General features: G+C 63.8%; 17 protein-coding genes and 1 pseudogene. 11 read left to right on the top strand and 7 right to left on the bottom strand.

Features of this window, described 5'->3' with window-relative positions; all coding sequences use genetic code 11:
* Window positions 1-88: 88 nt before the first annotated feature.
* The 4 genes from LLJ08_RS20275 to LLJ08_RS20260 all read left to right on the top strand — a co-directional run bounded on the left by LLJ08_RS20275 (window position 89) and on the right by LLJ08_RS20260 (window position 6,029).
* A complete protein-coding gene (locus tag LLJ08_RS20275) occupies window positions 89-1,294 on the top strand; it encodes an HDOD domain-containing protein (RefSeq protein ID WP_228207820.1) in 1,206 nt (401 codons plus the stop codon).
* A gap of 234 nt (window positions 1,295-1,528) precedes the next feature.
* Window positions 1,529-3,634, top strand: a complete 2,106-nt coding sequence (locus LLJ08_RS20270; RefSeq protein ID WP_228207819.1) for a 3-hydroxyacyl-CoA dehydrogenase NAD-binding domain-containing protein — start codon at window positions 1,529-1,531, stop codon at window positions 3,632-3,634.
* A 43-nt stretch (window positions 3,635-3,677) separates the two neighbouring features.
* Window positions 3,678-4,874, top strand: coding sequence for an acyl-CoA dehydrogenase family protein (locus LLJ08_RS20265; RefSeq protein ID WP_228207818.1), 1,197 nt, complete (start codon window positions 3,678-3,680; stop codon window positions 4,872-4,874).
* A gap of 12 nt (window positions 4,875-4,886) precedes the next feature.
* Window positions 4,887-6,029, top strand: coding sequence for an acyl-CoA dehydrogenase family protein (locus tag LLJ08_RS20260; RefSeq protein WP_228207817.1), 1,143 nt, complete (start codon window positions 4,887-4,889; stop codon window positions 6,027-6,029).
* Window positions 6,030-6,382: 353 nt separating this feature from the next.
* On the opposite strand, the gene LLJ08_RS20255 is transcribed toward LLJ08_RS20260, so the two are convergent.
* The 5 genes from LLJ08_RS20255 to LLJ08_RS20235 form a co-directional block, all read right to left on the bottom strand.
* Entirely contained in the window at window positions 6,383-7,426 is a 1,044-nt protein-coding gene (locus tag LLJ08_RS20255; protein ID WP_228207816.1) for a hypothetical protein, read from the bottom strand.
* Complete coding sequence (locus LLJ08_RS20250) at window positions 7,423-9,330, bottom strand: hypothetical protein (RefSeq protein ID WP_228207815.1); 1,908 nt, start codon at window positions 9,328-9,330, stop codon at window positions 7,423-7,425. The genes LLJ08_RS20255 and LLJ08_RS20250 overlap by 4 nt, the downstream gene beginning before the upstream one ends.
* Window positions 9,330-10,214 carry an SH3 domain-containing protein gene (locus LLJ08_RS20245; RefSeq protein WP_041015460.1) on the bottom strand — a complete coding sequence of 295 codons (885 nt, stop codon included), beginning with the start codon at window positions 10,212-10,214 and terminating at the stop codon, window positions 9,330-9,332. Before LLJ08_RS20245 ends, LLJ08_RS20250 begins: the two co-directional genes overlap by 1 nt.
* Before the next feature lie 340 nt (window positions 10,215-10,554).
* Window positions 10,555-11,901: a spinster family MFS transporter gene (locus LLJ08_RS20240; protein WP_228207814.1), complete on the bottom strand. Its 1,347-nt coding sequence runs from the start codon at window positions 11,899-11,901 to the stop codon at window positions 10,555-10,557.
* 145 nt (window positions 11,902-12,046) lie between these two features.
* Window positions 12,047-12,931, bottom strand: a complete 885-nt coding sequence (locus LLJ08_RS20235) for an alpha/beta hydrolase family protein (protein WP_228207813.1) — start codon at window positions 12,929-12,931, stop codon at window positions 12,047-12,049.
* Window positions 12,932-13,030: 99 nt separating this feature from the next.
* Between LLJ08_RS20235 and LLJ08_RS20230 the strand changes: the two genes are divergently transcribed.
* Complete coding sequence (locus LLJ08_RS20230) at window positions 13,031-13,609, top strand: TetR/AcrR family transcriptional regulator (protein WP_101276497.1); 579 nt, start codon at window positions 13,031-13,033, stop codon at window positions 13,607-13,609.
* A gap of 3 nt (window positions 13,610-13,612) precedes the next feature.
* Here LLJ08_RS20230 and LLJ08_RS20225 read toward each other — a convergent pair whose 3' ends face one another.
* On the bottom strand, window positions 13,613-14,398 hold the full coding sequence (locus LLJ08_RS20225) for an IclR family transcriptional regulator (RefSeq protein ID WP_101276495.1): 786 nt from the start codon (window positions 14,396-14,398) through the stop codon (window positions 13,613-13,615).
* Between the two features lie 169 nt (window positions 14,399-14,567).
* On the opposite strand from LLJ08_RS20225, the gene LLJ08_RS20220 reads away from it, so the two are divergent.
* The 6 genes and pseudogenes from LLJ08_RS20220 to LLJ08_RS20195 all read left to right on the top strand — a co-directional run bounded on the left by LLJ08_RS20220 (window position 14,568) and on the right by LLJ08_RS20195 (window position 21,229).
* Window positions 14,568-16,214: an AMP-binding protein gene (locus tag LLJ08_RS20220; protein WP_228207812.1), complete on the top strand. Its 1,647-nt coding sequence runs from the start codon at window positions 14,568-14,570 to the stop codon at window positions 16,212-16,214.
* A 270-nt stretch (window positions 16,215-16,484) separates the two neighbouring features.
* Window positions 16,485-16,721 carry a 50S ribosomal protein L28 gene (gene rpmB / locus LLJ08_RS20215; protein WP_003284186.1) on the top strand — a complete coding sequence of 79 codons (237 nt, stop codon included), beginning with the start codon at window positions 16,485-16,487 and terminating at the stop codon, window positions 16,719-16,721.
* Between the two features lie 11 nt (window positions 16,722-16,732).
* Entirely contained in the window at window positions 16,733-16,888 is a 156-nt protein-coding gene (rpmG, locus tag LLJ08_RS20210; RefSeq protein ID WP_003284185.1) for a 50S ribosomal protein L33, read from the top strand.
* Between the two features lie 193 nt (window positions 16,889-17,081).
* Window positions 17,082-19,232 (top strand): adenosylcobalamin-dependent ribonucleoside-diphosphate reductase, encoded by a 2,151-nt coding sequence (locus tag LLJ08_RS20205; protein ID WP_228207811.1) that lies wholly within the window; start codon window positions 17,082-17,084, stop codon window positions 19,230-19,232.
* Window positions 19,233-19,293: 61 nt separating this feature from the next.
* The gene (locus LLJ08_RS20200; protein WP_003284183.1) at window positions 19,294-20,001 is read left to right on the top strand and encodes a TSCPD domain-containing protein; all 708 of its coding nucleotides are present in this window, start codon (window positions 19,294-19,296) and stop codon (window positions 19,999-20,001) included.
* 359 nt (window positions 20,002-20,360) lie between these two features.
* Window positions 20,361-21,229 (top strand): annotated as a pseudogene (locus LLJ08_RS20195) (DMT family transporter).
* Between the two features lie 38 nt (window positions 21,230-21,267).
* Here LLJ08_RS20195 and ppnN read toward each other — a convergent pair.
* Complete coding sequence (gene ppnN / locus LLJ08_RS20190) at window positions 21,268-22,641, bottom strand: nucleotide 5'-monophosphate nucleosidase PpnN (RefSeq protein ID WP_014822111.1); 1,374 nt, start codon at window positions 22,639-22,641, stop codon at window positions 21,268-21,270.
* Window positions 22,642-22,824: the final 183 nt, after the last annotated feature.

Genomic DNA, 22,824 nt, shown 5'->3' with positions numbered 1-22,824 from the left:
CCCCCACTGGCGCTATCCCCCTCAAGGATCTTTCGCCATCTACCTACACCGTCGCTAGGCTGTGGTGACATCTCCAGCGAGCAGTGCAGTGAGCATCTCCGCCCAAGTTTCATTCGTTCTGGTTGCCTACAACGAGCCCTGGCGCGCGGATCAGCTTTGTCAGCTGGTGCGCGAACTGCGCCCCGGCATGCGCGTGCAGCCAGCGGCCGATGGGCATGCCGCGCTGGAACTGTGCAAGCGTCAGGTGCCCAGCCTGTTGATTGTCGATGGTGAGCTGGATGGCCTTGATGGCCGCCAACTGCTGCGCGAACTGCGTCGCCACGGTCCGACCCAGCGCCTGCCCTGCGTGCTGATCAGCGCGCGCACCGATACCGCCAGCGTACGCACCGTGCTGCCGCTGGCACCCGCCGCCTACCTGGGCAAACCCTATGATCTCGACGACCTGCGCCAGCGCCTGGACAAACTGTTGCCGCGTTCGGCCGGTCGTGCAGGGATAACGACGCCCGCATCGACAGACAGCGTGGATAGTTTTCTCGAGCGCATGCGCCCGCATAACCGCGGCGCGCCGCTGCAGGAGGGGGTGCTGGTGGCACTGCAGCGTCTGCAGAGCGGCGATCAGGATTTCGCCGAGCTCGAAGAGCTGTTGACCCGCGACCCGCAGGTGACCGCGCGGCTGATCAGCGTCGCCAGCAGCGGTACGCAACAGGCCGCACCATGCCTCAGCCTGGGCGAGGCACAGCGCCGACTCGGCGCTGCGCGCAGTCTCCAGCTGGTGACCGAGCTCGCCCTGCAGCACAACGCCCGACTGATCGAGCCACGTCTGGCCGAACTGGGTGCGCAGCTTGGCGCGCAAGCGCTGCGCACCGCACGTCTGGCCAGCTGGTTGGCGCGGCAGCTGAAGCTGGACAGAGAGCTCTGCTTCAGCGCCGGCCTCCTGAGGAACATCGGAGAACTGGCGCTATTACGCAGCCTTCAGGACTGGCTCGACAGTGGCGGTGAGCTGGATGAGTCGAGTCTTCAACGCTGCCTGCGGGAATGGGCCGCAGGCTTTGGCTCGGCGTTGCGCGCGCAATGGGCGCTGCCGCTGGAGTTGCGCCAGGTGATCGCGGCCTACTACGCACTGGGCGCCGGCGCACTCAGCCGCGAAGCGCTGGTGCTCAACCTGACGCGGCTGCTGATCGATCTGCCGGAAGGCCGCGAGCCCGCCTCCCTTTCCTGCGAGCGGACGGTGCGTTTGCTGCGTATCGACCCCGACCTGCTCGCTCGCGCACCGCGGCATGCCGTTTCCGGCTGAAGCCGCCGCGCCCGCTTTGGCGGCGACATTCCTCTGACTGATAGTGCTGTCCGACGCCGGTCCGGCTGCCGGCAATATCAAGCGCTGACGCGCATTACGCGCCTTTGCCCCGCCTGATTGCTGGGCAATGCCTGCCTATCGACATGCGTAACGTGACTCCTTTATTCTGCTGTGCGAAACATGATTCCGTGAAATTACAATTCCAATCAGCATTTCACTCAGCGGAGGCCAGTCATGACAGATGTCGTACGGCTCGAAATTCAGGGCGATATCGCGCTGATCACGGTCAACAACCCGCCGGTTAACGCCCTCGGCCAGGCAGTGCGTGAAGGCCTGCTCAATGCCTTTCAGCAGGCCGAAGTGGACCAGCAGGTCCGTGCCGTGGCGCTGGTCTGCGAGGGCACTACCTTTATTGCCGGCGCTGACATCAAGGAGTTCGGCAAGCCGACGCAAGCGCCGAACCTGCCGGAGGTGATCGAAGCTATCGAAGGCTGCAGCAAGCCTAGCGTCGCCGTCATCCATGGCACCGCGCTCGGTGGAGGGCTGGAAGTCGCGCTGGGTTGTCATTACCGCATCGCCCGCAAAGACGCCAAGGTCGGTCTGCCGGAAGTGAAGCTGGGCCTGTTACCCGGTGCCGGTGGTACCCAGCGCTTGCCGCGTCTGGCAGGGGTTGAGAAGGCGCTGGACATGATTGTCAGCGGCACACCCATCGGTGCGGCGGAGGCGGTCGAGCACCACATCGTCGACGAGCTGTTCGAGGGTGATCTGCGCGAGGCCGGCCTGGCTTATGCGCGTCGGCTGGTAGACGAAGGCCGCGGCCCGCGCCGCACGGGCGAGCATACCCAAGGCCTTGAAGGCGCCGACAACGAGGCACTGATCCGCGCCAAGCACGCCGAGGTGGCCAAGCGCATGCCTGGGCTGTTCTCGCCGCTGCGTTGCATCGCTGCAGTCGAGGCGGCAACCAAGCTGCCATTGGCCGAAGGCCTCAAGCGTGAGCGCGAACTCTTCGCCGAGTGCCTGAACTCGCCACAGCGTGGTGCCTTGGTCCATTCATTCTTCTCAGAACGCCAGGCCGGCAAGATCAATGATCTGCCATCCGATGTGAAACCTCGCTCGATCAAGACCGCCGCGGTGATCGGCGGCGGCACCATGGGTGTCGGTATCGCCTTGAGCTGCGCCAATGCCGGGGTTCCGGTGAAGCTGCTGGAAATAAATGACGAAGCGCTGCAACGCGGCCTGCAGCGTGCCCGGGATACCTATGCAGCCAGCGTCAAGCGCGGCAGCCTGACCGAGGAGGCGATGGAGAAGCGCCTGGCGCTGGTCGAAGGCGTCACCGAGTACGCCGCGCTGGCCGATGCCGACGTGGTGGTCGAAGCGGTGTTCGAAGAGATGACCGTGAAGCAGCAGGTCTTCGAACAGCTGGATGCCGTCTGCAAGCCAGGCGCCATTCTTGCCTCCAATACCTCGTCACTCGATTTAAACGCCATCGCCGCCTTCACCAAACGTCCCGAGGACGTGGTCGGCCTGCATTTCTTCAGCCCCGCCAACGTTATGCGTTTGCTGGAAGTGGTGCGCGGTGAGAAGACCAGCAATGAGGTGCTTGCCACCGCCATGGCCATCGGCAAGCAGCTGAAGAAGGTCTCAGTGGTGGTCGGCGTTTGCGACGGCTTCGTCGGCAACCGTATGGTCTTCCAGTACGGCCGCGAGGCGGAGTTCCTCTTGGAGGAGGGCGCCACGCCGCAGCAGGTCGACGCTGCCCTGCGCAATTTCGGCATGGCCATGGGGCCGTTCGCCATGCGCGATCTGTCGGGCCTCGACATCGGCCAGGCGATCCGCAAGCGCCAGCGCGCGACGCTGCCGGCGCACCTGGATTTCCCCACCGTCTCCGACAAGCTCTGCGTCGCTGGCATGCTCGGGCAGAAGACCGGCGCCGGCTACTACCGCTACGAGCCGGGCAACCGCACGCCGCTGGAGAACCCCGAACTCGTGCCTATGCTGGAAGCAGCGTCGCAGGAGAAAGGCATCGAGCGAAAGGCGCTGGACGAGCAGTACATCGTCGAGCGCTGCATCTTCGCGCTGGTCAACGAGGGCGCGAAGATTCTCGAAGAGGGCATCGCTCAGCGTTCCAGCGATATCGACGTCATCTACCTCAACGGCTACGGCTTCCCGGCCTTCCGCGGCGGGCCGATGTTCTATGCCGACAGCGTCGGCCTGGACCGGGTGCTGGCGCGGGTCAAGGAACTGCACGCACGTTGCGGCGACTGGTGGAAGCCAGCGCCGCTGCTGGAAAAACTGGCCGCCGAAGGCCGCACCTTCACCGAATGGCAGGCCGGGCAATGAACGCGACCCGCCTGCAATCCGAACGCACCATGAGGACATTCCCATGAACGTCAACTACACGGCCGAAGAGCTCGCCTTTCGCGATGAAGTGCGCGTCTTCCTGAAAAGCGAGCTGCCGGCGGACATCGCCGCCAAGGTCAAGCTCGGCAAGCACATGTCCAAACAGGATCACGAGCGCTGGCAGCAGATTCTGGTCAAGCGCGGCTGGTACGCGCCGGGCTGGCCGGTGGAGCTGGGCGGCACCACCTGGGGCCCGGTGGAAAAGCACATCTTCGATGAGGAGTGCTCGGCCTTCGGCGCGCCGCGTACCGTGCCCTTTGGGGTCAACATGGTCGCCCCGGTGATCATCAAGTTTGGCACCCAGCAGCAGATCGACCATTACCTGCCGCGCATTCTTTCTGGCGAGGACTGGTGGTGCCAGGGCTATTCCGAGCCGGGCGCAGGTTCCGACCTGGCGAGCCTGAAGACCCGCGCCGTGCGCGACGGCGACCACTACGTGGTCAACGGCCAGAAGACCTGGACCACCCTCGGCCAGCACGCCAACATGATCTTCTGCCTGGTGCGCACCGACCCCGAGGCGCAGCAGCAACGCGGTATCAGCTTCCTCTTGATCGATATGAAAAGCCCCGGCATCAGCGTGCGGCCGATCATCACCCTGGACGGCGACCACGAGGTCAACGAGGTCTTCTTCGACAACGTCCGCGTGCCGGTGGAGAACCTGGTCGGCGAGGAAAACCAGGGTTGGACCTGCGCCAAGTACCTGCTGACCCACGAGCGCACGGGCCTGGCCGGCATCGGCTCGTCCAAGGCGGTGTTGGCGCATCTGAAGCGCATCGCGATGAAGGAAGTCTGCGATGGCAAGCCAATGCTCGAAGACCCGCTGTTCCGCGCCCAGGTCGCGGAAGTGGAAATGCAGCTGATGGCCATCGAGATGAGCACCCTGCGCATCCTCGCCGCGGCGAAGGAGGGCGGCGTGCCCGGCGCGGAGTCCTCGATCCTCAAGGTCAAGGGCACCGAGATTCGCCAAGCGATTACTCACCTCTTGCGCAAGGTCATCGGCCCCTACGCGTTGCCATTCCTCGAAGAGGAAATGCAGCTGGACTACGACGGCGAGCTCCTGCACGCCGACTACAGCGCGTCGCTGGCCGGCGACTACTTCAACATGCGCAAGCTGTCGATCTTCGGCGGCTCCAACGAAATCCAGAAGAACATCGTCTCGAAGATGATTCTCGAGCTGTAAGGGGGCACCGCAATGGACTTCAAACTGACTGAAGAGCAGCAAATGCTGCAAGACACCGCGGCGCGCCTGGTGCGCGACGCCTACCCGTTCGAGCAGCGCGAGAAATTCAGCGAGTCGGAACTGGGCTTTTCTGCCGAGTTCTGGGGCCAGCTGGGCGAGCTGGGCCTGACCGCCGTACCGTTCGCCGAAGAGATCGGCGGCTTTGGCGGCGGCGGCGTGGAAACCATGTTGGTGATGACCGAGCTGGGCCGCGGCCTGACGCTTGAGCCCTACCTGCAATCGGTTATCTATGGCGGCGGCCTGCTTAACCAGCTGGGCAGCGACGCGCAGAAAGAAGATCTGCTGCCGCAGGTCGCGGCCGGTTCGCTGCAACTGGCGGTGGCCTTCGATGAGCCGCAGAGCCACTACAACCTCCACGACGTACAGACCAAAGCCGAGGCGGTCGACGGCGGTTATCGCCTGTCCGGACGCAAGGCAGTTGTCATCGGTGGACACAGCGCCGGGCAGATCATCGTCTCCGCGCGCACCGCCGGCGACAGTCGCGACGAAGCCGGCATCAGCCTGTTCCTGGTCGATCCGAATGCTTCGGGCGTGAGCCGCCGGGTCTACCCGACCATCGACGGGCGGAAGGGCTGCGAGCTGTTCCTCGACAACGTGCAGGTCGGTGCTGACGCCGTGCTCGGCGAAATCGGCAACGCGCTCCCAGCGCTGCGCTACCAGCAGGGCCGCGCCATCGCCGCGCAGTGCGCTGATGCGCTGGGCAGCATGGACGAAGCCTGCAAGCTGACCCTGGACTACCTGAAGACGCGCAAGCAGTTCGGCGTACCGATCGGCAAATTCCAGGTCTTGCAGCACCGCATGGTGGACATGCAGACCGAGCTGGAGCAGGCCACCAGCATGGCGATCCTCGCCGCGACCTTTGCCGACGGCGAAGACAACGACGACCGCCGTCGCATCATCGCCGCCGCCAAATACATCTGCGCCCGCGCCGCACGCAAGGTGGCCGAGGAAGCGATCCAGCTGCACGGCGGCATCGGCATGACCTGGGAATACAACCTCGCCCACCACGCCAAGCGCCTGGTGATGATCGCCCACCAGTTTGGGGACGATGATCATCACCTGAAGGCCTATACCAAGTTGATGCAGGTGGCGTGACGCGCCAATCGCGACACACGACCGGGCCCCTGTGGCCCGGTTTTGCTTTGCAGAGATAGGGTCAGGTGCTTAGCCGACTGCGGGCAGGTGTGGCGGAGGCATCGTCTTCACTTTCGTAGGGCTTCAGCTCGCGCCAGCAACCAAACGGTGGGCTGAAGCCCACCCTACGGCGCTGCGCGCAAGGTGGCAGTCTCGTAGGGTAGACGTCGCCTTTATATCCACGCGAAGCAACTTGGGTTGCGTTTTGGTGGGTTACCCAGTGGGCGGTGATCGCACCGGGTGTTAGTCATTTGATCTGGACGTAAAAAAGCCGGGCAATTGCCCGGCCTTTCTGCGACGCGATCAGCTAGCGATCAGATGCTGTCGAGTTGCGGGTTCAGGCGGTCCAGCAGGCGCTTGCTGCGGCGGCCGTTCTGCAGGTCGCCCAGATCCGTCAGGCGCACGCGATCCTTCGGCTCGACCTTCAACTCCACGCCGCTGACGTCGCCGAGCAGAGCCTTCCTGAGCAGTTCGCAACTGTCTTCCATGCCCTTTGGCAGGTCCTTGAATTCACGGCTGCAGTCCTTTTCGGTCTGTTCAACGACCTTCTCATAATGCGCCTTGCGCTGTTTTTCGGCGCTGCCTTCGGTGGGGTTCATCGGGGTGTTGTAGCGCTGATACAGAGCAATGCTGCGCTCGGCCATGCCGCGATCCTTGACGCTGAACGAGGCGCTTTGCAATTCGGCGCGCTCGACGCTCGATGCCAACTCACCCAGCTCGCTCATGAATGCCCGCTGCCCCCGGTCGTCGCCACCGAAGCTTTCGCTCAGGCGCTGCAGCTTGCGATTCAAATCGCGCAGGTTGCTCAGGCGGTAGCTGACACGTGAATCGAACAGTTCTGGCAGATCGACCGCCAGCTCTGTCTCCAGGGTGCCGGCATCGTCATCGATATCCACGTAGATCTCGACGTCGTAGGGCTTGAGCTCGGCCAGGCCGCTGATCAGTGCGGGTTCGAAGCCGCGAGCGCTAGCCATGCCTCGGCCGAAGCCGCCGCCGGCCATCGCGCCGAGGCTGCTCAGGCCACCGAGTGCGCGAGTGTCGGCCTCGACGCCGTTGAAGCGCAGGCGCAAGCGGGTCCGCTCGTCGTTGATGGAGCGGTCGCTGATGATGACTTCAGCCACCTGCAGGCTTGGCTCGCGTCCACCGGCTTCCACTTGCAGCTCGGAGATTGTCACGCGGCCGCCGAAGGGGCTGGACGAAACCGACTTCCAACGCAGGGTGTCCTCAAGCTCGTGCTCGTAAACCCAGTCTTCGATCAGCTTTTCTGCCTGGCTGCTGCTGTAGGCGCTCAGGCCAAAGTAGCCGGCCACCAGTACGGCAACGGCAGCGCCGGCGATCAGGGGTAGGCGCTTGCTCATTCGTCATCTCCTTGGGGCTCGGCACGTTCGGGCCAGGCTTGTTGTATCAGCGACTTGGCCTCTTCCGGCGTCCAGTCCGGGTCACCGATTTCATGGCGTGCAAGTTTCAGCGGGTCGCGCAGATCGGCGCAGCCCTTTTCGCTGCAGGCTTGCAGCGTGGTCGCGCTGATCAGCGTCAGCGGCAGGTTTTGCTCATCCTTGCGCGACGCGTCCAGCCGAGCCTCGCCCTTGACCAGGAACCAGCCCTTGTCGGCGCTTTGCTCGCTGTCTTTGGTATCCAGTACGGCGGCGTACGGATAGTCGACCTCCCAGCCACCATCGGTCTTGCCATCGATATGCACGATCTGGCTGTAGCCCTGTGCGCGGCCTTGCATCATCGCGGCATAGCCACCGCCACTGAACGGCGAGTAGCTGGCATCGCTGAGGATGCGTCCATAGAGCTCTTCGGGTTTGCGAGTTTCGCGGCGCAGTTGACGATACAGCTGCAGCTGTTGCTCTGCCTGGCGGGCCAGCAGCTCGCGCTGACGCTGGGCTTCACGCTCGCGCTCCAGCTCGGCTCGGCGCTGCAGTTCAGCTTCCTTGCGCTCGTACGCGAACAGGTGGTTATCGGCCCGAGCCGGGTCGTATTCCCACTTCTGCGTACGGTAGTGACGTGACAGCGATATGTCGTAAAGCCAGAAATCGCGGTCGCCTTTGTGCAGCCCTTTTTCCAGATCCCGCATGCCGTAGAAATGGATCGCCCTGATCTTCGGCGCGCTCTTGTCTAGGTGTGCGGTGGCGAGGTCGATTGTCCGGCGAATGCTTTCCAGGTCGCGGAAAAGGTCACGGGTTTCGGTCAGAGCGATCAGCGTGACGCTACCGGCATTCCAGTGGCCGTTATAGCTATGGCCCATGCGCAGCAGGTAATGCACCTTGCTGGCAGGTTCGCTATGCAACAGCAGCAACAGGTTCTTGCGCTGGTCGATGCCCACTACCGGAAGCTGCGGCGCGTCGCCGTAGATTTCCAGGCCATCCAGGAAGCTGCCTTTGAACTGATGCAGACGCACGCCATCGCGGCGGTTGAGCGTCAGCGAGCCGGTGCCCTGCGCGTAGCCGTCCGGGCCGCATGTCACGCCGCTGGATGTCGCGGAGATATTCGCCATGTCGTCCTCCGGCTTGAACCCCAGGCGGAAGCGGCAGCCGTTCTGATCGGTGATCTCTGTGATGAAGTCGGCCTTGGCAAAAACATCCCGGGCCAGCGGCGGTTGCCAGCCGTTGACGCTGAACTCTTTGGCGATAACCGGGGCGGGGGCCACGGCCTGCTCAACCGGGGCTGGCCTTTCTGCCGGCTCAGCGGGTTGGGCGTCCGCTAAAGGTGCTGTCGGCGCTGGGGATGCGGCTGGGGGTTGTGGTGCTTCGGCTTCGGCTTGCGTCGGTTTGGCCGGTTCCGGCTCTGCGGTGGCCGGAGCGGTCTCGCGCGCAGCAGGTGCAGCGGAAGCGGGGGCTTCAGCAGGCGCTTGGGCGACGGTTGGCGCAGGGGCTTGCTCGGCTGCAGGCTGCGGAGCTGCCGGGGCAGTATCTGCTGCTTGCGCCAACCAGCCGGCGGCCTGGCTGGCGCTACCGCTGGCCTGGGTCTTGCCGGTGCTGTCTACACTGGTCCAGCTCAGTTGCGTGGCGCTCGAGCACTGAGTGGCGAACAGGCCGCCAAGTTTTGGTAGCAAGCGGTTGATGGAGTCTTGGTCTGCTGGGCCGGCAAATGCGAAACGAAGCTTCAGGTTATCGCTGCACCAAGGCTGGCCATCGGCGTGGTCGACAAAGACTTCGACGTTTTCCGCCTTCGAATAGGCCAGCCGGTGGCTGGCTGCCTGGGCCGAAGCCGCTACGGCCAGGCTTAAGGCCAGCAGGGAAATGTGGCGTACGTTCATCAGATCAGCTCCCAGGCACCGTCGGCCGCCTGACAGGCCTTGGCAGTCTGCTGCTCATTGCTGCCCTGGGCTGTCACGTCGTACTTGATCGTTCGGCACGTGGCCTGGGCCGTCATGGCCTGCTCGACCGGAACAGCATCCAGATCGATGGCGTCCAGATCGATGCCCTTGGAGGCTGCGCTGGCGAGATCGAGGCTGTCGAGATCGGTCGCCGTTTCGGCTGCGGCGGTCTGGGTCGACTGGGCAGGCTTTTTAACCTGAGCCACCAACGGCGCGTAAACATAGCCGATGGTTACGCCGCGGCGGCCCACCATGATCCAGTCATTGTCGGTGCGGCCAATCGCGGTAAAGGTGGTACCGGTTGGCAACCCTGCAACCTTTTCGGCTTTGAGGTCAGGCGCATTGCGTACGTTCGCCGATTTAACCGCCTGGTAGGGCTGGTTGATGAGGGTCATGTTCGCTACCGGCTGCACTTTGGGAGTGCGCTTGACTGCGACTTCACGTTGTACGGTTTCGGTCTTGATCGGGGTAATGGTGGCTTTGGCATCGCTGTGGCTCGACGACCACTGAGTGGCCTGGCCATCCTGGGTGTACTGCAGCGCTTGCTGGGTCTGCAGCGCAAGCGCCTCGCGATCTCGCACGTCAAGCTTCGCGCCGATAGTCTTGCCCAGGTAACCGCCGGCCAGTGCGCCTGCGATCATCGCTGCGGTGCGACCGCTACCGTTCCCAACCTGGCTACCGATGAGAATGCCTGCTGCGGTGCCGACCAGGGTGCCGATGTTCTCTTTGTTCGCCCACTCGTTCTCGGCCATGTTGGCGCAACCGGCGCTGAACACGATGGCGCTGCTGAGCAACAGCACGCTGGTTTTTTTTGCGAAGCCCATGAGGTAGTCCTTATCTGAATGGCTGGCAGGTAGCATTCAGGACTGACGCGACGGCCGTTGCAGTGCCGACGGGGCTGCCGTTTCAATCCCTGAAATGGCCGGCAATTACACACAAATATGGCCTGCATCACAAACTCAAAAGCGTCTAGGACGGCAATCCGAGTGCGAACGGCTGAAGCTGCAGGGGTTTGGCAGTGTCGTGGCGGTCGGCTTTCAGCTCAACTGGCCGACAATCCGACGGGCTGAAGTTGACGCCGTACAAGGCTTATTGGGCAGTAACGATCTGACCGCCGGCGACCAGTGCACGCAATGAATGTACTGGCCGCCATGCGTCGATCTGTCACGCCGGGGCTGGTGTGGCTACACCCTGCGGCTTCCACTCCTGCAAACGATCCAGGCTGCCGCGATAATGCTTGAGCCCCATTCCGAGCAGGATGATGGCGCCGACCAGCGCAACGCCGGTTACGATCAGCAGCGAGTAACGCAGGGCGTTGTCGTCGCCGAAGACGAAATCGGTGCCCAGCGCCACCGCGGTCGGGCCGATGCCGAGGCCGACCATGGTAATGACGAACAGGTACACCGCCGACGCCTGGCCGCGCATGGAGTTGGGCATGATCTCCTGGATCGCCGCCGGGCCGACGCCGAAGGGCATGGCGATGGTGAAGACGTGCAGGGCGATCAGCGCCAGCGCCAGTTCGCCGGTGCCGGCCATGTAGGCGAGATTGAGTGGCAGGGTCAGCGCGGCGGAGATGATGCCGACGCGCAGCGGTGCGTCGCGATAACCGCGGCGGTGCAGCAGGTCGGAGAGCCGCCCGCCGGCAATGATGCCGATCGAGCCCGCCACCGCCACCACCGAGCCGTAGAGCACGCCGACGTCGCTGGCCGACCAGCCGTAGGTGCGGATGAAGAACGTCGGAATCCACGCCGAACTGCCGTAGGCGGCGAAAGCCAGGCAGGCGAAGCCGAAGTTGTGGCAGAGCACGGTGCGGCGGTTCTGGCGAATGTAGCCGGCCACCTCGCTGAGTGGCACCTCGACGCCGGCGCCGACGCCCTTGCGCGACGGCTCGCGGATCAGCAAGAGCACGGCTGTGAACAGCACGCCGGCCGCGCCGAGTACGAGGAAGATCAGCTGCCAGGGGCGTACCATGCCGAGCACCGGTAGCTCCACATCACCTTGGGCCGAGGCGAACTTGACCACCAGCCCGCCGAGCAGAAAGGCCAGACCGGAGCCGATGTAGATGCCCATCGAATAGACGCTCATCGCGGTGCCGCGCAGCTTGGGCGGGAAGCTGTCGGCGATCAGCGAGTAGGCCGAGGGCGACAGCGCGGCCTCGCCGACACCGACGCCGATGCGGAACACGAGAAACTGCCAGAAGGTGCGCGCCGTGCCGCACAGGGCGGTCATCAAGCTCCACACCAGCACGCCGATGGCGATGATGCCGCGGCGGCTCTTGCGGTCGGCCAGGCGCCCGATGGGCACGCCGCAGATGGTGTAGAACACCGCGAAGGAGAAGCCCATCAGCAGGCTCATGTGGGTGTCGGTGATGTCCAGGTCACGGCGGATCGGCTCGACCAGCAGGTTGAGGATCTGCCGATCGACGAAGGACAGCACGTAGGCGAGCATGAGGATGGCGACCGTGACCCAGGCGCGGGTTTGCGAGGGGTAGCCGTTATTGTTGTTGTGCATGGCAAGGCTCCATTGGCGAGGAGGGCTGTAACCAGCCCATCCTCACTTTTGTCGGAGATCCGCCATCCGGCAAGGTGAATAACCCCTGCATATGTTTCGAAATATGCTAGCAGTGTTCCGCTCTGCGAAATTAATGCGCTTGGAGTCAGGCCACCGTTTGTTGTTGGCTCGGCATCAGCTCCGGCAACAAGCGCGGCGTCCACAGGTTGTCGGCGAAGCCGCGACGGAAGAAGCCGAAGTGGCCGATCCGTGTGGCGCCGATTTCCGCGGGCGCGATGCGCTGCATGGTTTTCGGTGCCGAGCTGTAGAAGCCATGCAGGGATTCAGTGTTGCGCGCCGACATCATTTCGTCGTCGCTGAAGGACAGCGAGGTCAGGGGTGTGCGCACCGCCGCGAAGGCCTGGCGTACGGGCTCGCCCTCGACACCGACCAGGTAGTCCGGATGCAGGCACCAGCGCCGCCACTGGCGAATCACCCCGGCGGGCAGGTCGCCGACCGCCCCGATGCGACCGCCCGGGAAGTAGCCGGCCACGGCGGTCAGCACGGGCGCCAGACCATGCCAGAGCAGCCAGGCCTTGTTGCGGATCTGCGGGCTGTTCTCGCGCCAGTAGCCGCTGCCGGCGGCAATGGTGACGATGCGGGTCAGGCGCTCATGGCCTTTGACCAGCGGCAGGATCTGCGCGCCGACACTGTGGCCGATCCAGTACAGCGGCAGCTCACCGGCAACCTCGGCCGCCGCGGCGAGCACCGCGCTGCAGTCGTGGCGCGCCCAGTCGAGGATGTCGACGTTCAACTGGCGGAGCGGCACCCGCCGCGAGCGGCCCATGCCCAGGTAATCGAAGGTCACCGCCAAGTAGCCTTGGCCGGCCAGCCAGTTGGCGAAGTCGGTGTAGAAGCGCTGCGGCACGCCCATCGCCGGCGCGATCAGCACGACGCCGCATGGCAGGCTGCTCGGCTGATACCAATGGCTGGACAGGGCATGGCCGTTGCCGTTGTCGATGGAGCGTTCTTCAACCTGTATCGTCGCCATCTTGTTGTTCTCCGCGCTTCTGCGATTGCTGCGATCGGTGCAGTATACGAAGTGTAGAAGATAATTCTAGAAAAATATTCTAGTCAGACTGGAGGCCGGATGGCCCGTAGTAGCCGCAAGCAGGAAATCCTTCAGGCCGCACTCGCCTGTTTCACCGAGTTCAGCGTGGAGGCGACCACCATCGAGATGATTCGTGATCGCTCCGGCGCCAGCATCGGCAGCCTCTATCACCACTTCGGCAATCGCGAGCGGATCATCGCCGCGCTGTATCTGGAAGGCATCGGAGAGTACGCCGCGCTGCTGGAAGCCGGGCTGATCGAGACGCTGGATGCCGAGGCCTGCGTCCGGCTGTTCGTCACCAGCTACATCGACTGGGTGGTTGCGAACCCGGATTGGGCGCGCTTCGTCCTGCACAACCGCGGGCGGGTCGAGGCGGGCGAGATGGGCGAGCAGCTGCGCGAGGTCAATCGCACCCACGGCGAGCGGGTTGGGGCAATTCTGCGGCGCCATCGCGAAAGCGGAGCCTTTCGGCGTATGCCCGGCGACTGCTTTCTCGCGGTGGTGATCGGACCCTGCCACGACATGGCGCGCAACTGGCTGGCGGGGCGTTCCCGCACCGCGCTGGCCGACTGCCGCGAGCTGCTCGCGGACATCGCCTGGGCCAGCGTCAGGGCCTGACGATCAGACGCCGAGGCTTTCGATATCCCGAGCGAGCATTTCCAGCTGGTGGGCCAGCGAGTTCTTCAGGGTTTCCTCGCTGAGCTGGAATGACGGCGCGCCGCAGGTAAGCGCCATGATGCTGCCGTCGGCCAGGTGCAGCGGCACACCGGCGGCCATCACGTTGCGGTCCCAGTCGCCGAGCGACAGGCAGAAGCCGTGCTGCACGAACTCCTCGAACGAGGCGTGCAGTGAAGCCTCGATGGCGGCCCAGTTATCACCGTACTTGCTGGCCAGAGCGGCCATCAGATGCTCGCGTTCCTTCTCCGGGGTGGCGGCGAGAAAGGCGCGGCCAGCGGCGGTGGTGGCCAGCGGCAGACGCACGCCGGCGTCCATGCGCAGGGTGGTGACCTCGGCCGGGCGGCAATTCTCCACGTAGATCATCGACAGCCGGTCGCGGCAGGTCAGGCCCACGGTGGTGTTGGTGCGGCGGGCGAACTCGTCCATGTACGGTTTGGCCAGCTGGCGCACACGCAGATTGGATACGTAGGCGTAGCCGAGCGCCAGCACGCCGGAATCGAGCTGGTACTTCTCCAGCTGCTGCGAATAGCTGAGGTAGCCGAGCTTGGTCAGGGTGTAGGTCATGCGCGACACGGTGGGCTTTGGCAGCCCGGTGATGCGTGCGATGTCCTGATTACCCATCACCACCGAGCCATGGGTGAAGGCACGCAGCACGTCCAGCCCGCGGGCGAGGGCCTCGACGAACTTGCGATCCTTGGGTGTGCCGGTGTCTTCGATGTCGTCGCTCATGGTCTCGGTCTGTCTGGCTAGTGGGCAGCGGTGGCGAACGATAGCAGATCGCCCGACGCCGGGCAGTGCGGCCATTGACGATCATTGCGACGGAAAAAGCGATCTACTACTATCGGATTCGACATCCAGTTTCGCACAGTAAAACAATAATTTATTTTGGAGAATGTCGATGTCCGCTTCCGTGCAAGGCTACGTGGCTACCGAACTCGCCCGTGGCGGCTACCAGAACGTCCATGACCTGCTGGCTCAGGCCTGCGCGAAGCATCCGCAGCGCGCGGCATTTTCCTGTGGCGACGACCAGCTCACCTACGCCGAGCTGGGCAGTCTTGCCGATGCGTTCGCGCGCTACCTGCGGCATCACGCCGGCCTGCAACCCGGTGACCGGCTGGCGCTGCAGTTGCCCAATTCGTTGCAATATCCCATCGCCGTGTTTGGCGCACTCAAGGCCGGGCTGGTGATCGTCAATACCAATCCGCAGTACACGGCCGCCGAAGCCCGCCATCAGTTCCGCGATTCCGGCGCCAGGGCGATCCTTGTGCTCGATCGGCTGCTGCCGCTGGTACGCGCGGTGCAGGCGGACACCGAGCTGGAGCACGTAATGCTCACCAGCGTCGAGGATCTGCAGGCGCCTGTCTATGACAGCCAGGAGCCGGGAACAGAGCGCTTCATGCAGGCCCTGCGGCTGGGGGCGGAAAGCCCGCCGCTGGAGCGCGAGGCAGGCCTCGACCGGCTGGCGCTGCTGCAATACACCGGCGGCACCACCGGTGTGTCCAAGGGCGCGATGCTCAGTCACCGCAATCTGCTAGCCAACGTGCTGCAGACCATCGAGCTGTTCGACAAGCCGGGTCTGCTGGAGCCTGAAAAGGACGTGCGCATCGCACCGCTGCCGCTGTATCACATCATGGCCTTTGCCACGAACTGCCTGAGTTCGGTGGGCATGGGTCTGCACACCGTATTCATCCGCGACGGGCGCAATCTGGACGAAACCATCGGTGCCATGCAGCGCTATCCGTTCAGTCTGCTCAGCGGCATCAATACGCTGTTCGTCGGGCTGATGAATCACCCGGAGTTTCGCAGCATCGATTTCTCCAATCTGAAGTGGGCGACGTCCGGCGGCGCGCCGCTCAACAGTGAAGTCGGGCGTCGCTGGCAGGAACTGACCGGGGCGCCGATCCGCGAAGGTTTCGGCCTGACCGAGGCCTCGCCTGTTGTGGCGACCGGTACACAGCTGAGCCCTTACCGCGAGGGCTACATCGGCCAGGCGCTGATCGAAACCGAGCTGCGCACCGTGGATGACGAGGGCAACGACGTAGCACCGGAAATGCCGGGCGAGCTATGGCTGCGCGGCCCGCAGGTGATGCAGGGCTACTGGCAGCGACCGGACGAGACGGCCAAGGTGCTCACGCCCGAGGGATGGCTGAAGACCGGCGACATCGCCTTGCTGGATGCCGCGGGCTTCGTGAAGATCGTCGATCGCAAGAAGGACATGATCCTGGTCTCCGGCTTCAACGTCTTTCCCAACGAGATCGAGGATGTGCTGATGCAGCATCCATCCGTGCGTGAATGCGTGGCGGTCGGCGTACCGGATGCGCGCAAGGGTGAGGCAGTGAAGGTCTTCGTCAGCCTCAAGGACGATGCAGCCGACGAGCAGGCGTTGCTCGAGCATTGCCGGCAGTACCTCACCGGCTACAAGATGCCGAGCTATCTCGAGCTGCGCGACGAGCTGCCGAAGACAGCCGTGGGCAAGTTGCTGCGTCGGCAGTTGCGCGACGAGGCGCGGGGGGCAGGTTGCTTGCCACCTATATATAGAAGGTGAGCTGACGAACGGGTAGCGGCGCTCAGGCCCCGGTCGGCATCGAACAGCAACTCTCGAAGGCACGGCAGTCGGGCGGAAATTTCAATCCGCGCTTGTTGCCCTAGGGGGTTTCTGATATAAAGCAGCGCTCTTTTCTAGGGGCCCGGTATCTTCGTTCGCAACGTGGCCGGTAAGACCCCCATGAAACGTGGCGCTGAGCGCCGAACTGACAAGTGAATTCAAGCGGCCAACCCATGCCGGGTTGGGCATGTGGTTTTAGAGGGCTGAGGCATGTCGAGAGTCTGTCAAGTTACCGGTAAGGGTCCGGTAACCGGGAACAACGTTTCCCACGCAATGAACAAAACCCGTCGTCGTTTCCTGCCGAACCTGCAGCATCATCGCTTCTGGGTCGAGTCGGAGAACCGCTTCGTCCGTCTGCGCCTGAGTGCCAAAGGCATGCGCATCATCGACAAGCGCGGCATTGACGTCGTTCTGTCCGAGCTGCGCGCCCGCGGCGAAAAGGTTTAAGGAGAGCAATCATGCGTGACCTGATCCGTTTGGTGTCCAGCGCCGGTACCGGCCACTTCTACACCACCGACAAGAACAAGCGCACCACCCCCGACAAGATCGAAATCAAGAAATTCGATCCGGTCGTACGCAAGCACGTGATCTACAAGGAAGCCAAGATCAAGTAATTGATCGGCCCTTGAAGAAAGAACCCGCCTCTCGGCGGGTTTTTTCGTTTCTGGCGAACGCTTGGTGTCGGTGCCTGACACCAGTCGTCGTTCGCGTTGCCTAGTTTGATATGCATCATGTACGGCGCCTGTCGAATTCGCCTATCGTGCGAGCTTTCTTTTCTCCCACTTTCGGCACGAGGATGCGCAGCGCATGGCGAAGACGGACGGGCCCATCGCGGCAGACAGCAAGAGCACTTCCAGCATCGCCCTGCAGGCGGCTTCCGAAGATATCTGGGCACAGAAATACCGTCTGACCAGCAAGGACGGCACGCCGATCGATGACAGCGTCGACGCCACCTGGCAGCGCGTCGCCCGGGCCCTGGCTGACGTCGAGCCGGCCAAGCAGCGCGAGCACTGGCACGAGCGTTTCCTCTGGGCGCTGCGCAACGGCGCCATCCCGGCCGGACGGATCATCTCCAACGCCGGCGCGCAGGATTACAAGCCGGCTACCTCGACCATCAACTGCACTGTCTCGGGTTCGATCACCGACTCGATGGATGACATCCTCGGCAAGGTCCACGAGGCCGGTCTGACGCTCAAGGCCGGGTGCGGCATCGGCTACGAGTTCAGCACCCTGCGTCCGCGCGGCTCCTTCGTCTCGGGTGCTGGTGCGCACACCAGCGGCCCGCTGTCGTTCATGGATATCTTCGACAAGATGTGCTTCACCGTGAGTTCGGCCGGCGGCCGCCGCGGCGCGCAAATGGGCACCTTTGATGTCGGCCATCCGGATGTGCGCGAGTTCATCCGCGCCAAGCGCGAAGACGGCCGACTGCGCCAGTTCAACCTGAGCCTGTTGATCACCGATGAATTCATGCAGGCGGTGGAGGTCGACGGCGAGTGGCCGCTGATCTTCCCGGTGCACGCCAAGGAAGCCGCCGAGCTTGACCTGGCGGACGCCGAGCATGTGCTCTGGCGCGAATGGCCGGTGCATGACGGCTACATCGTGCGTGACGACGGCCTGGTGGCCTGCAAGATATACGGGCGGGTCAAGGCGCGGCATCTGTGGGACATGATCATGGTCTCCACCTATGACTACGCCGAGCCGGGCTTCATCCTCATCGACCGCGTCAACCAGCTGAACAACAACTGGTGGTGCGAAGCGATCCGTGCGACCAACCCCTGTGGTGAGCAGCCGCTGCCGCCGTACGGGTCGTGTCTACTGGGCTCGATCAACCTGACCCACTTCGTCATCGACCCGTTCGGTGCGGACGCGCGCTTCGACTGGGACAAGTACCGCGAGGTGGTGCGCGTCTTCACCCGCATGCTCGATAACGTCGTCGAGATCAACGGCCTGCCGCTGGAGCAGCAGCGCCACGAGATCGAAAGCAAGCGCCGCCATGGTATGGGTTTCCTCGGTCTCGGCTCGACCTTGACACTGCTCAAGCTGCGCTATGGCAGCCCGGAAGCCTGCGTGTTTACCGAGGAAGTCGCCCGCGAGATGGCGCTGGTCGGCTGGGAGCAGGCGCTGGAACTGTCCAAGGAGAAGGGTCCGGCACCGTTGCTGAGCCAGACCTTCGAAGTCACCGCCGAAATGCTGCGCAAGCGTCCGGAGATGACCAAGGACGGTTACAAGGTCGGCGACCAGATTGCCGGTCGCGTGCTGCACGCCAAGTATTCGCGTTACATGCAGAAGATCGCCGAGTACGCGCCTGAGCTGATCGAGGCGCTGGCCGAGCAGGGCGCGCGCTTCACCCACCACAGCTCGATCGCGCCTACCGGCACTATCAGCCTGAGCCTGGCCAACAACGCCTCCAACGGCATCGAGCCGAGCTTCGCCCATCACTACTCGCGCAACCTGATCCGTCCGGGCCGCAAGGCCAAGGAGAAGATCGAGGTGTTCAGCTACGAGCTGCTGGCCTATCGCACGCTGATCAACGAGCGCGCCAAGCCGGGCTCCGACGAGCCGGGCGAGAAGCTGCCGGACTACTTCATCACCGCCGATGACGTCAGCCCGACCCAGCACGTGGATATCCAGGCCGCCGCGCAGCGCTGGGTCGATTCGTCGATCTCCAAGACCGCCAACGTGCCGACCGATTATCCGTTCGAGGCGTTCAAGGACATCTACCGCTACGCCTGGCGCCAGGGCCTCAAGGGCTGCACCACCTTCCGCTTCAATCCGGCGGCCTTCCAGGGCGTGCTGGTCAAGGAAGCCGATCTTGAAAAGACCCTGTATCGCTTCACCCTCGAGGACGGCAGCGTGGTCGAGCTCAAGGGTAACCAGGAAGTCGAGTACGACGGCGAGGTGAACACCGCCGCCAACCTGTTCGACGCCCTCAAAGAAGGCTATTACGGCAAGTACTGAACCGGACTGCCAATCGTATAAGCGCCGGGCCATCGCTGCGCCCGGCAGGAGAATCTGCACAATGACCGTAAAGATCACCCAGCGCATCAAGGGCTTCAAGGTCGTCGACGAGGCCCTCGAACGCCCCGCGGCCGCTGCCGCCAGTACCGATAACAAGGCGAGCAAGGCCGTCAATGTGGTGGAGATGGACGAGAGCCTGCAGCGTCCGGAAACCCTGATCGGCATGACCTACAAGATCAAGTCGCCGCTGTTCGAACACGCGCTGTACGTCACCGTGAACGACATCGTGCTCAACGCCGGCACCCCGCACGAGCAGCGTCGGCCGTTCGAGATATTCATCAATTCGAAGAACATGGACCACTTCCAGTGGATCGTGGCGCTGACCCGCATCATGTCTGCGGTGTTCCGCAAGGGTGGCGACTGCACCTTCCTGGTCGAGGAGCTGAAGGCGGTGTTCGATCCGCGCGGCGGCTACCTGAAGAAGGGCGGCGTCTACATGCCGTCGATCGTGGCCGAGATCGGTGCGGTGCTGGAGCGCCATCTGATCGCCATCGGCATGCTCGAAGGTCATGCGCTGGACGAAACCCAGCTCAAGTACCTGGCCGAGAAGCGCGCCGCCTACGAAGCCAGCCAGGGCGCGGTGGCGGTCGAGCCGGGCGAGGGTTTCCCGGCCGGCGCGCAGCTGTGCAACAAGTGCAACACCCAGGCCGTGGTGCAGATGGACGGCTGCGCCACCTGCCTGAACTGCGGCAACTCCAAGTGCGGCTAAACGGCTTGCGCTGATTTCGCCTGCCGTGACGCTCGTCAGGCCCGCTTTACCCGGCGGGCCTGGCTCTGCTAGTTTTCGTTCTCCATACCGCCGTCCGGCCGTTGAACCAATGTCTTCCACTGCTCGCAGCCTGTTACTCCTGAAGCCCGTCGATCTCGGCGCGGCCCGGTTGTGCGCACTCGCTCCACCTCCCTCTGTCGTTGCCGATCCGGCAATCGCGCCACCACCTCCACAGGCGGTTGCGCTGGGCTGATCCGCCCACACTTCGCAGCTCCGGTTTTCGCTTCCGATCCTTCTGGGTCGGTGTGCGCGCGCTTCGGCGTCGCTGGAGCCTGTTTCGCTTCGACAGGTAATCACTGATGACTTTCAACAAATCGTTGTGGACGTCCTACGGCGTCATGACCGTGTTCGTGCTGCTGTGGGGCAGCGCGGCAATCTTCACCCGCTGGGGGCTGGACCACGGCACCCCGTTTGCCCTGCTGATCGTGCGCTTCGCGCTGGCGCTGGGTGCCGTTCTGTTGATCGGCCTCTACCGCCGACGCTGGCGGTCGGCGCCTGGTACTGTCTGGCAGACGGCGGCCACCGGACTGCTGATGATCGGCTGCTATTCGATCTGCTATTTCCAGACCATGGCCCATGGCGTGACGCCGGGTGTGATCGCGACGCTGCTTGGCGTGCAGCCGATTCTCACCCTGTTGCTCCTCGAACGACGCTTCTCGCCGCTGCGTCTGCTGGGATTACTGGTGGCACTGGCCGGATTGGCCGCGGTGGTCAGAGTCTGGTGCTGGCGCGCTTCTCGCTCGCCGGGATGCTCTTCGCCCTCGGCGCGCTGCTGTGCATGACAGTGGGCGCGATCCTGCAGCAGCGCGTTCGCCAGAGCCCGGTGGAGGTGCTGCCGACCCAGTACGGGGTCAGCCTGCTGCTGTGCCTGGCGTTCGTGCCGTTCCAGCCGATGCGCCTGGAAGCGGTGACGGGCTTCATCATTCCGGTGCTGTGGTTGGGTCTGGTGATCTCGGTGGCGGCGCAGCTGCTGCTGTACCGCATGATCCAGACCGGCAATCTGGTGAACGTCACCAGTCTGTTCTACCTGGTGCCGGTGGTGACCGTGGGGATGGATTACCTGTTCCTCGGCAATCAGCTGTCGCGCACCGGCTTGCTGGGAATGGGGGCGATTCTGCTGGGGTTGGCACTGGTGTTCAGGGCGGCGCCGCAGCCGCATCGCGTATGAACAAAGGCCGGGCGTTGCCGCCCGGCCTTTCGGCAGCTTCAGCTGACCACGCGGTAGCACGGGGTGTAGGGCACGCCGCCGGGCAGTTTCATGCGGTGCTGCTCGACGAAGGCCTGCAGCAGCTTGTCCAGCGGTTGCATGATCGCCGTGTCACCGTGGATCTCGTAACGGCCGTATTGCTCGATGCGGCGGATGCCCTTGTCCTTGACGTTGCCGGCGACGATGCCGGAAAACGCGCGGCGCAGGTTGGCGGCCAGCTCGTGGGGCGGCAGGTCGCGGCGCAGCGGCAGGCTGGCCATGGCCTCGTGGGTCGGATCGAAGGGTCGCTGGAAACCTTCCTCGATCTTCAGCAGCCAGTTGAAGTGGAAGGCATCGTTGCGCTCGCGGCGGAACCGTCGTACTTCGCGCAGGCCCTCGGTCATCTGCCGGGCCACTTCGGTAGGGTCGTTGAAGACGATCTGGTAGCGCTTCTGGGCTTCCTCGCCAAGGGTCGCGCCGACGAAATCGTGCAGCTGCTGCAGATAATCCGCCGCATCGCTAGGCCCAGTGAGAATGACCGGGAACGGCACTTCACGATTGGCCGGGTGCAACAGAATACCGAGCAGGTAGAGGAACTCCTCGGCCGTGCCGACGCCGCCGGGGAAGATGATGATGCCGTGACCGACGCGGACGAAGGCTTCCAGACGTTTCTCGATGTCCGGCAGGATCACCAGCTCGTTGACGATCGGGTTCGGCGCCTCGGCGGCGATGATGCCCGGCTCGGTCAGCCCCAAATAGCGGCTGCCAACGCGGCGCTGTTTGGCGTGGGCAATGGTGGCGCCCTTCATCGGCCCCTTCATCACGCCCGGACCGCAGCCGGTGCAGACATCCAGGCTGCGCAGGCCCAGCTCATGGCCGACGCGCTTGCTGTACTTGTACTCTTCGGTGCTGATCGAGTGGCCGCCCCAGCACACCACCATGTTCGGCTCGATGCCCGGACGCAGCGTGCGGGCGTTGCGCAGCAGATGAAAGACGTAGTCGGTAATGCCCTGGGAAGTGCTCAGATCGATGCGCGCGCTGCTCAGTTCGCTCTCGGTATAGACGATGTCCCGCAGCGCGCTGAAGAGCATCTCGCGGGTGCTGGCGATCATCTCGCCATCGACGAAGGCGTCGGCCGGCGCATTGAACAGCTCGAGGCGTACGCCGCGATCCTGCTGCAGGATTCGCACCTCGAAGTCCTCATAGGCTTCGAGGATGGTCTTGGCGTTATCGATGCGCGTGCCGGTGTTGAGGATTGCCAGGGCACACTGGCGGAACAGCTTGTGCGTGCTGCCGGAACCGACTTCGCTCAGTTGCTGTACTTCGCGTTGCGACAGGGTTTCCAGGCTGCCTTTGGGGGTAACCGAGGCGTTGATTACGTTGCGTTGGGTCATTGGTGATTCCTGAATTCGATGGCGACACCATCGCGGAGCTGGTGCACCGAAACGGCGGCTGCGTGCTGCCATCTTAACGCGGTGGCGCAGCGGCGGTGGGCGATCCGTTCGGTAGGCGAGAGGCAAATCGCTCCGAGAGCCGTGGCAGGTTCGACCCTCGGGGCGATCGGCGGTTCGCCGGGC

This window comes from Stutzerimonas chloritidismutans (assembly GCF_020783375.1).
GTDB lineage: Bacteria > Pseudomonadota > Gammaproteobacteria > Pseudomonadales > Pseudomonadaceae > Stutzerimonas > Stutzerimonas kunmingensis.
The sequence above is the reverse complement of the archived record's forward strand: the minus strand, read 5'-3'. Positions and strand labels throughout refer to the sequence as shown.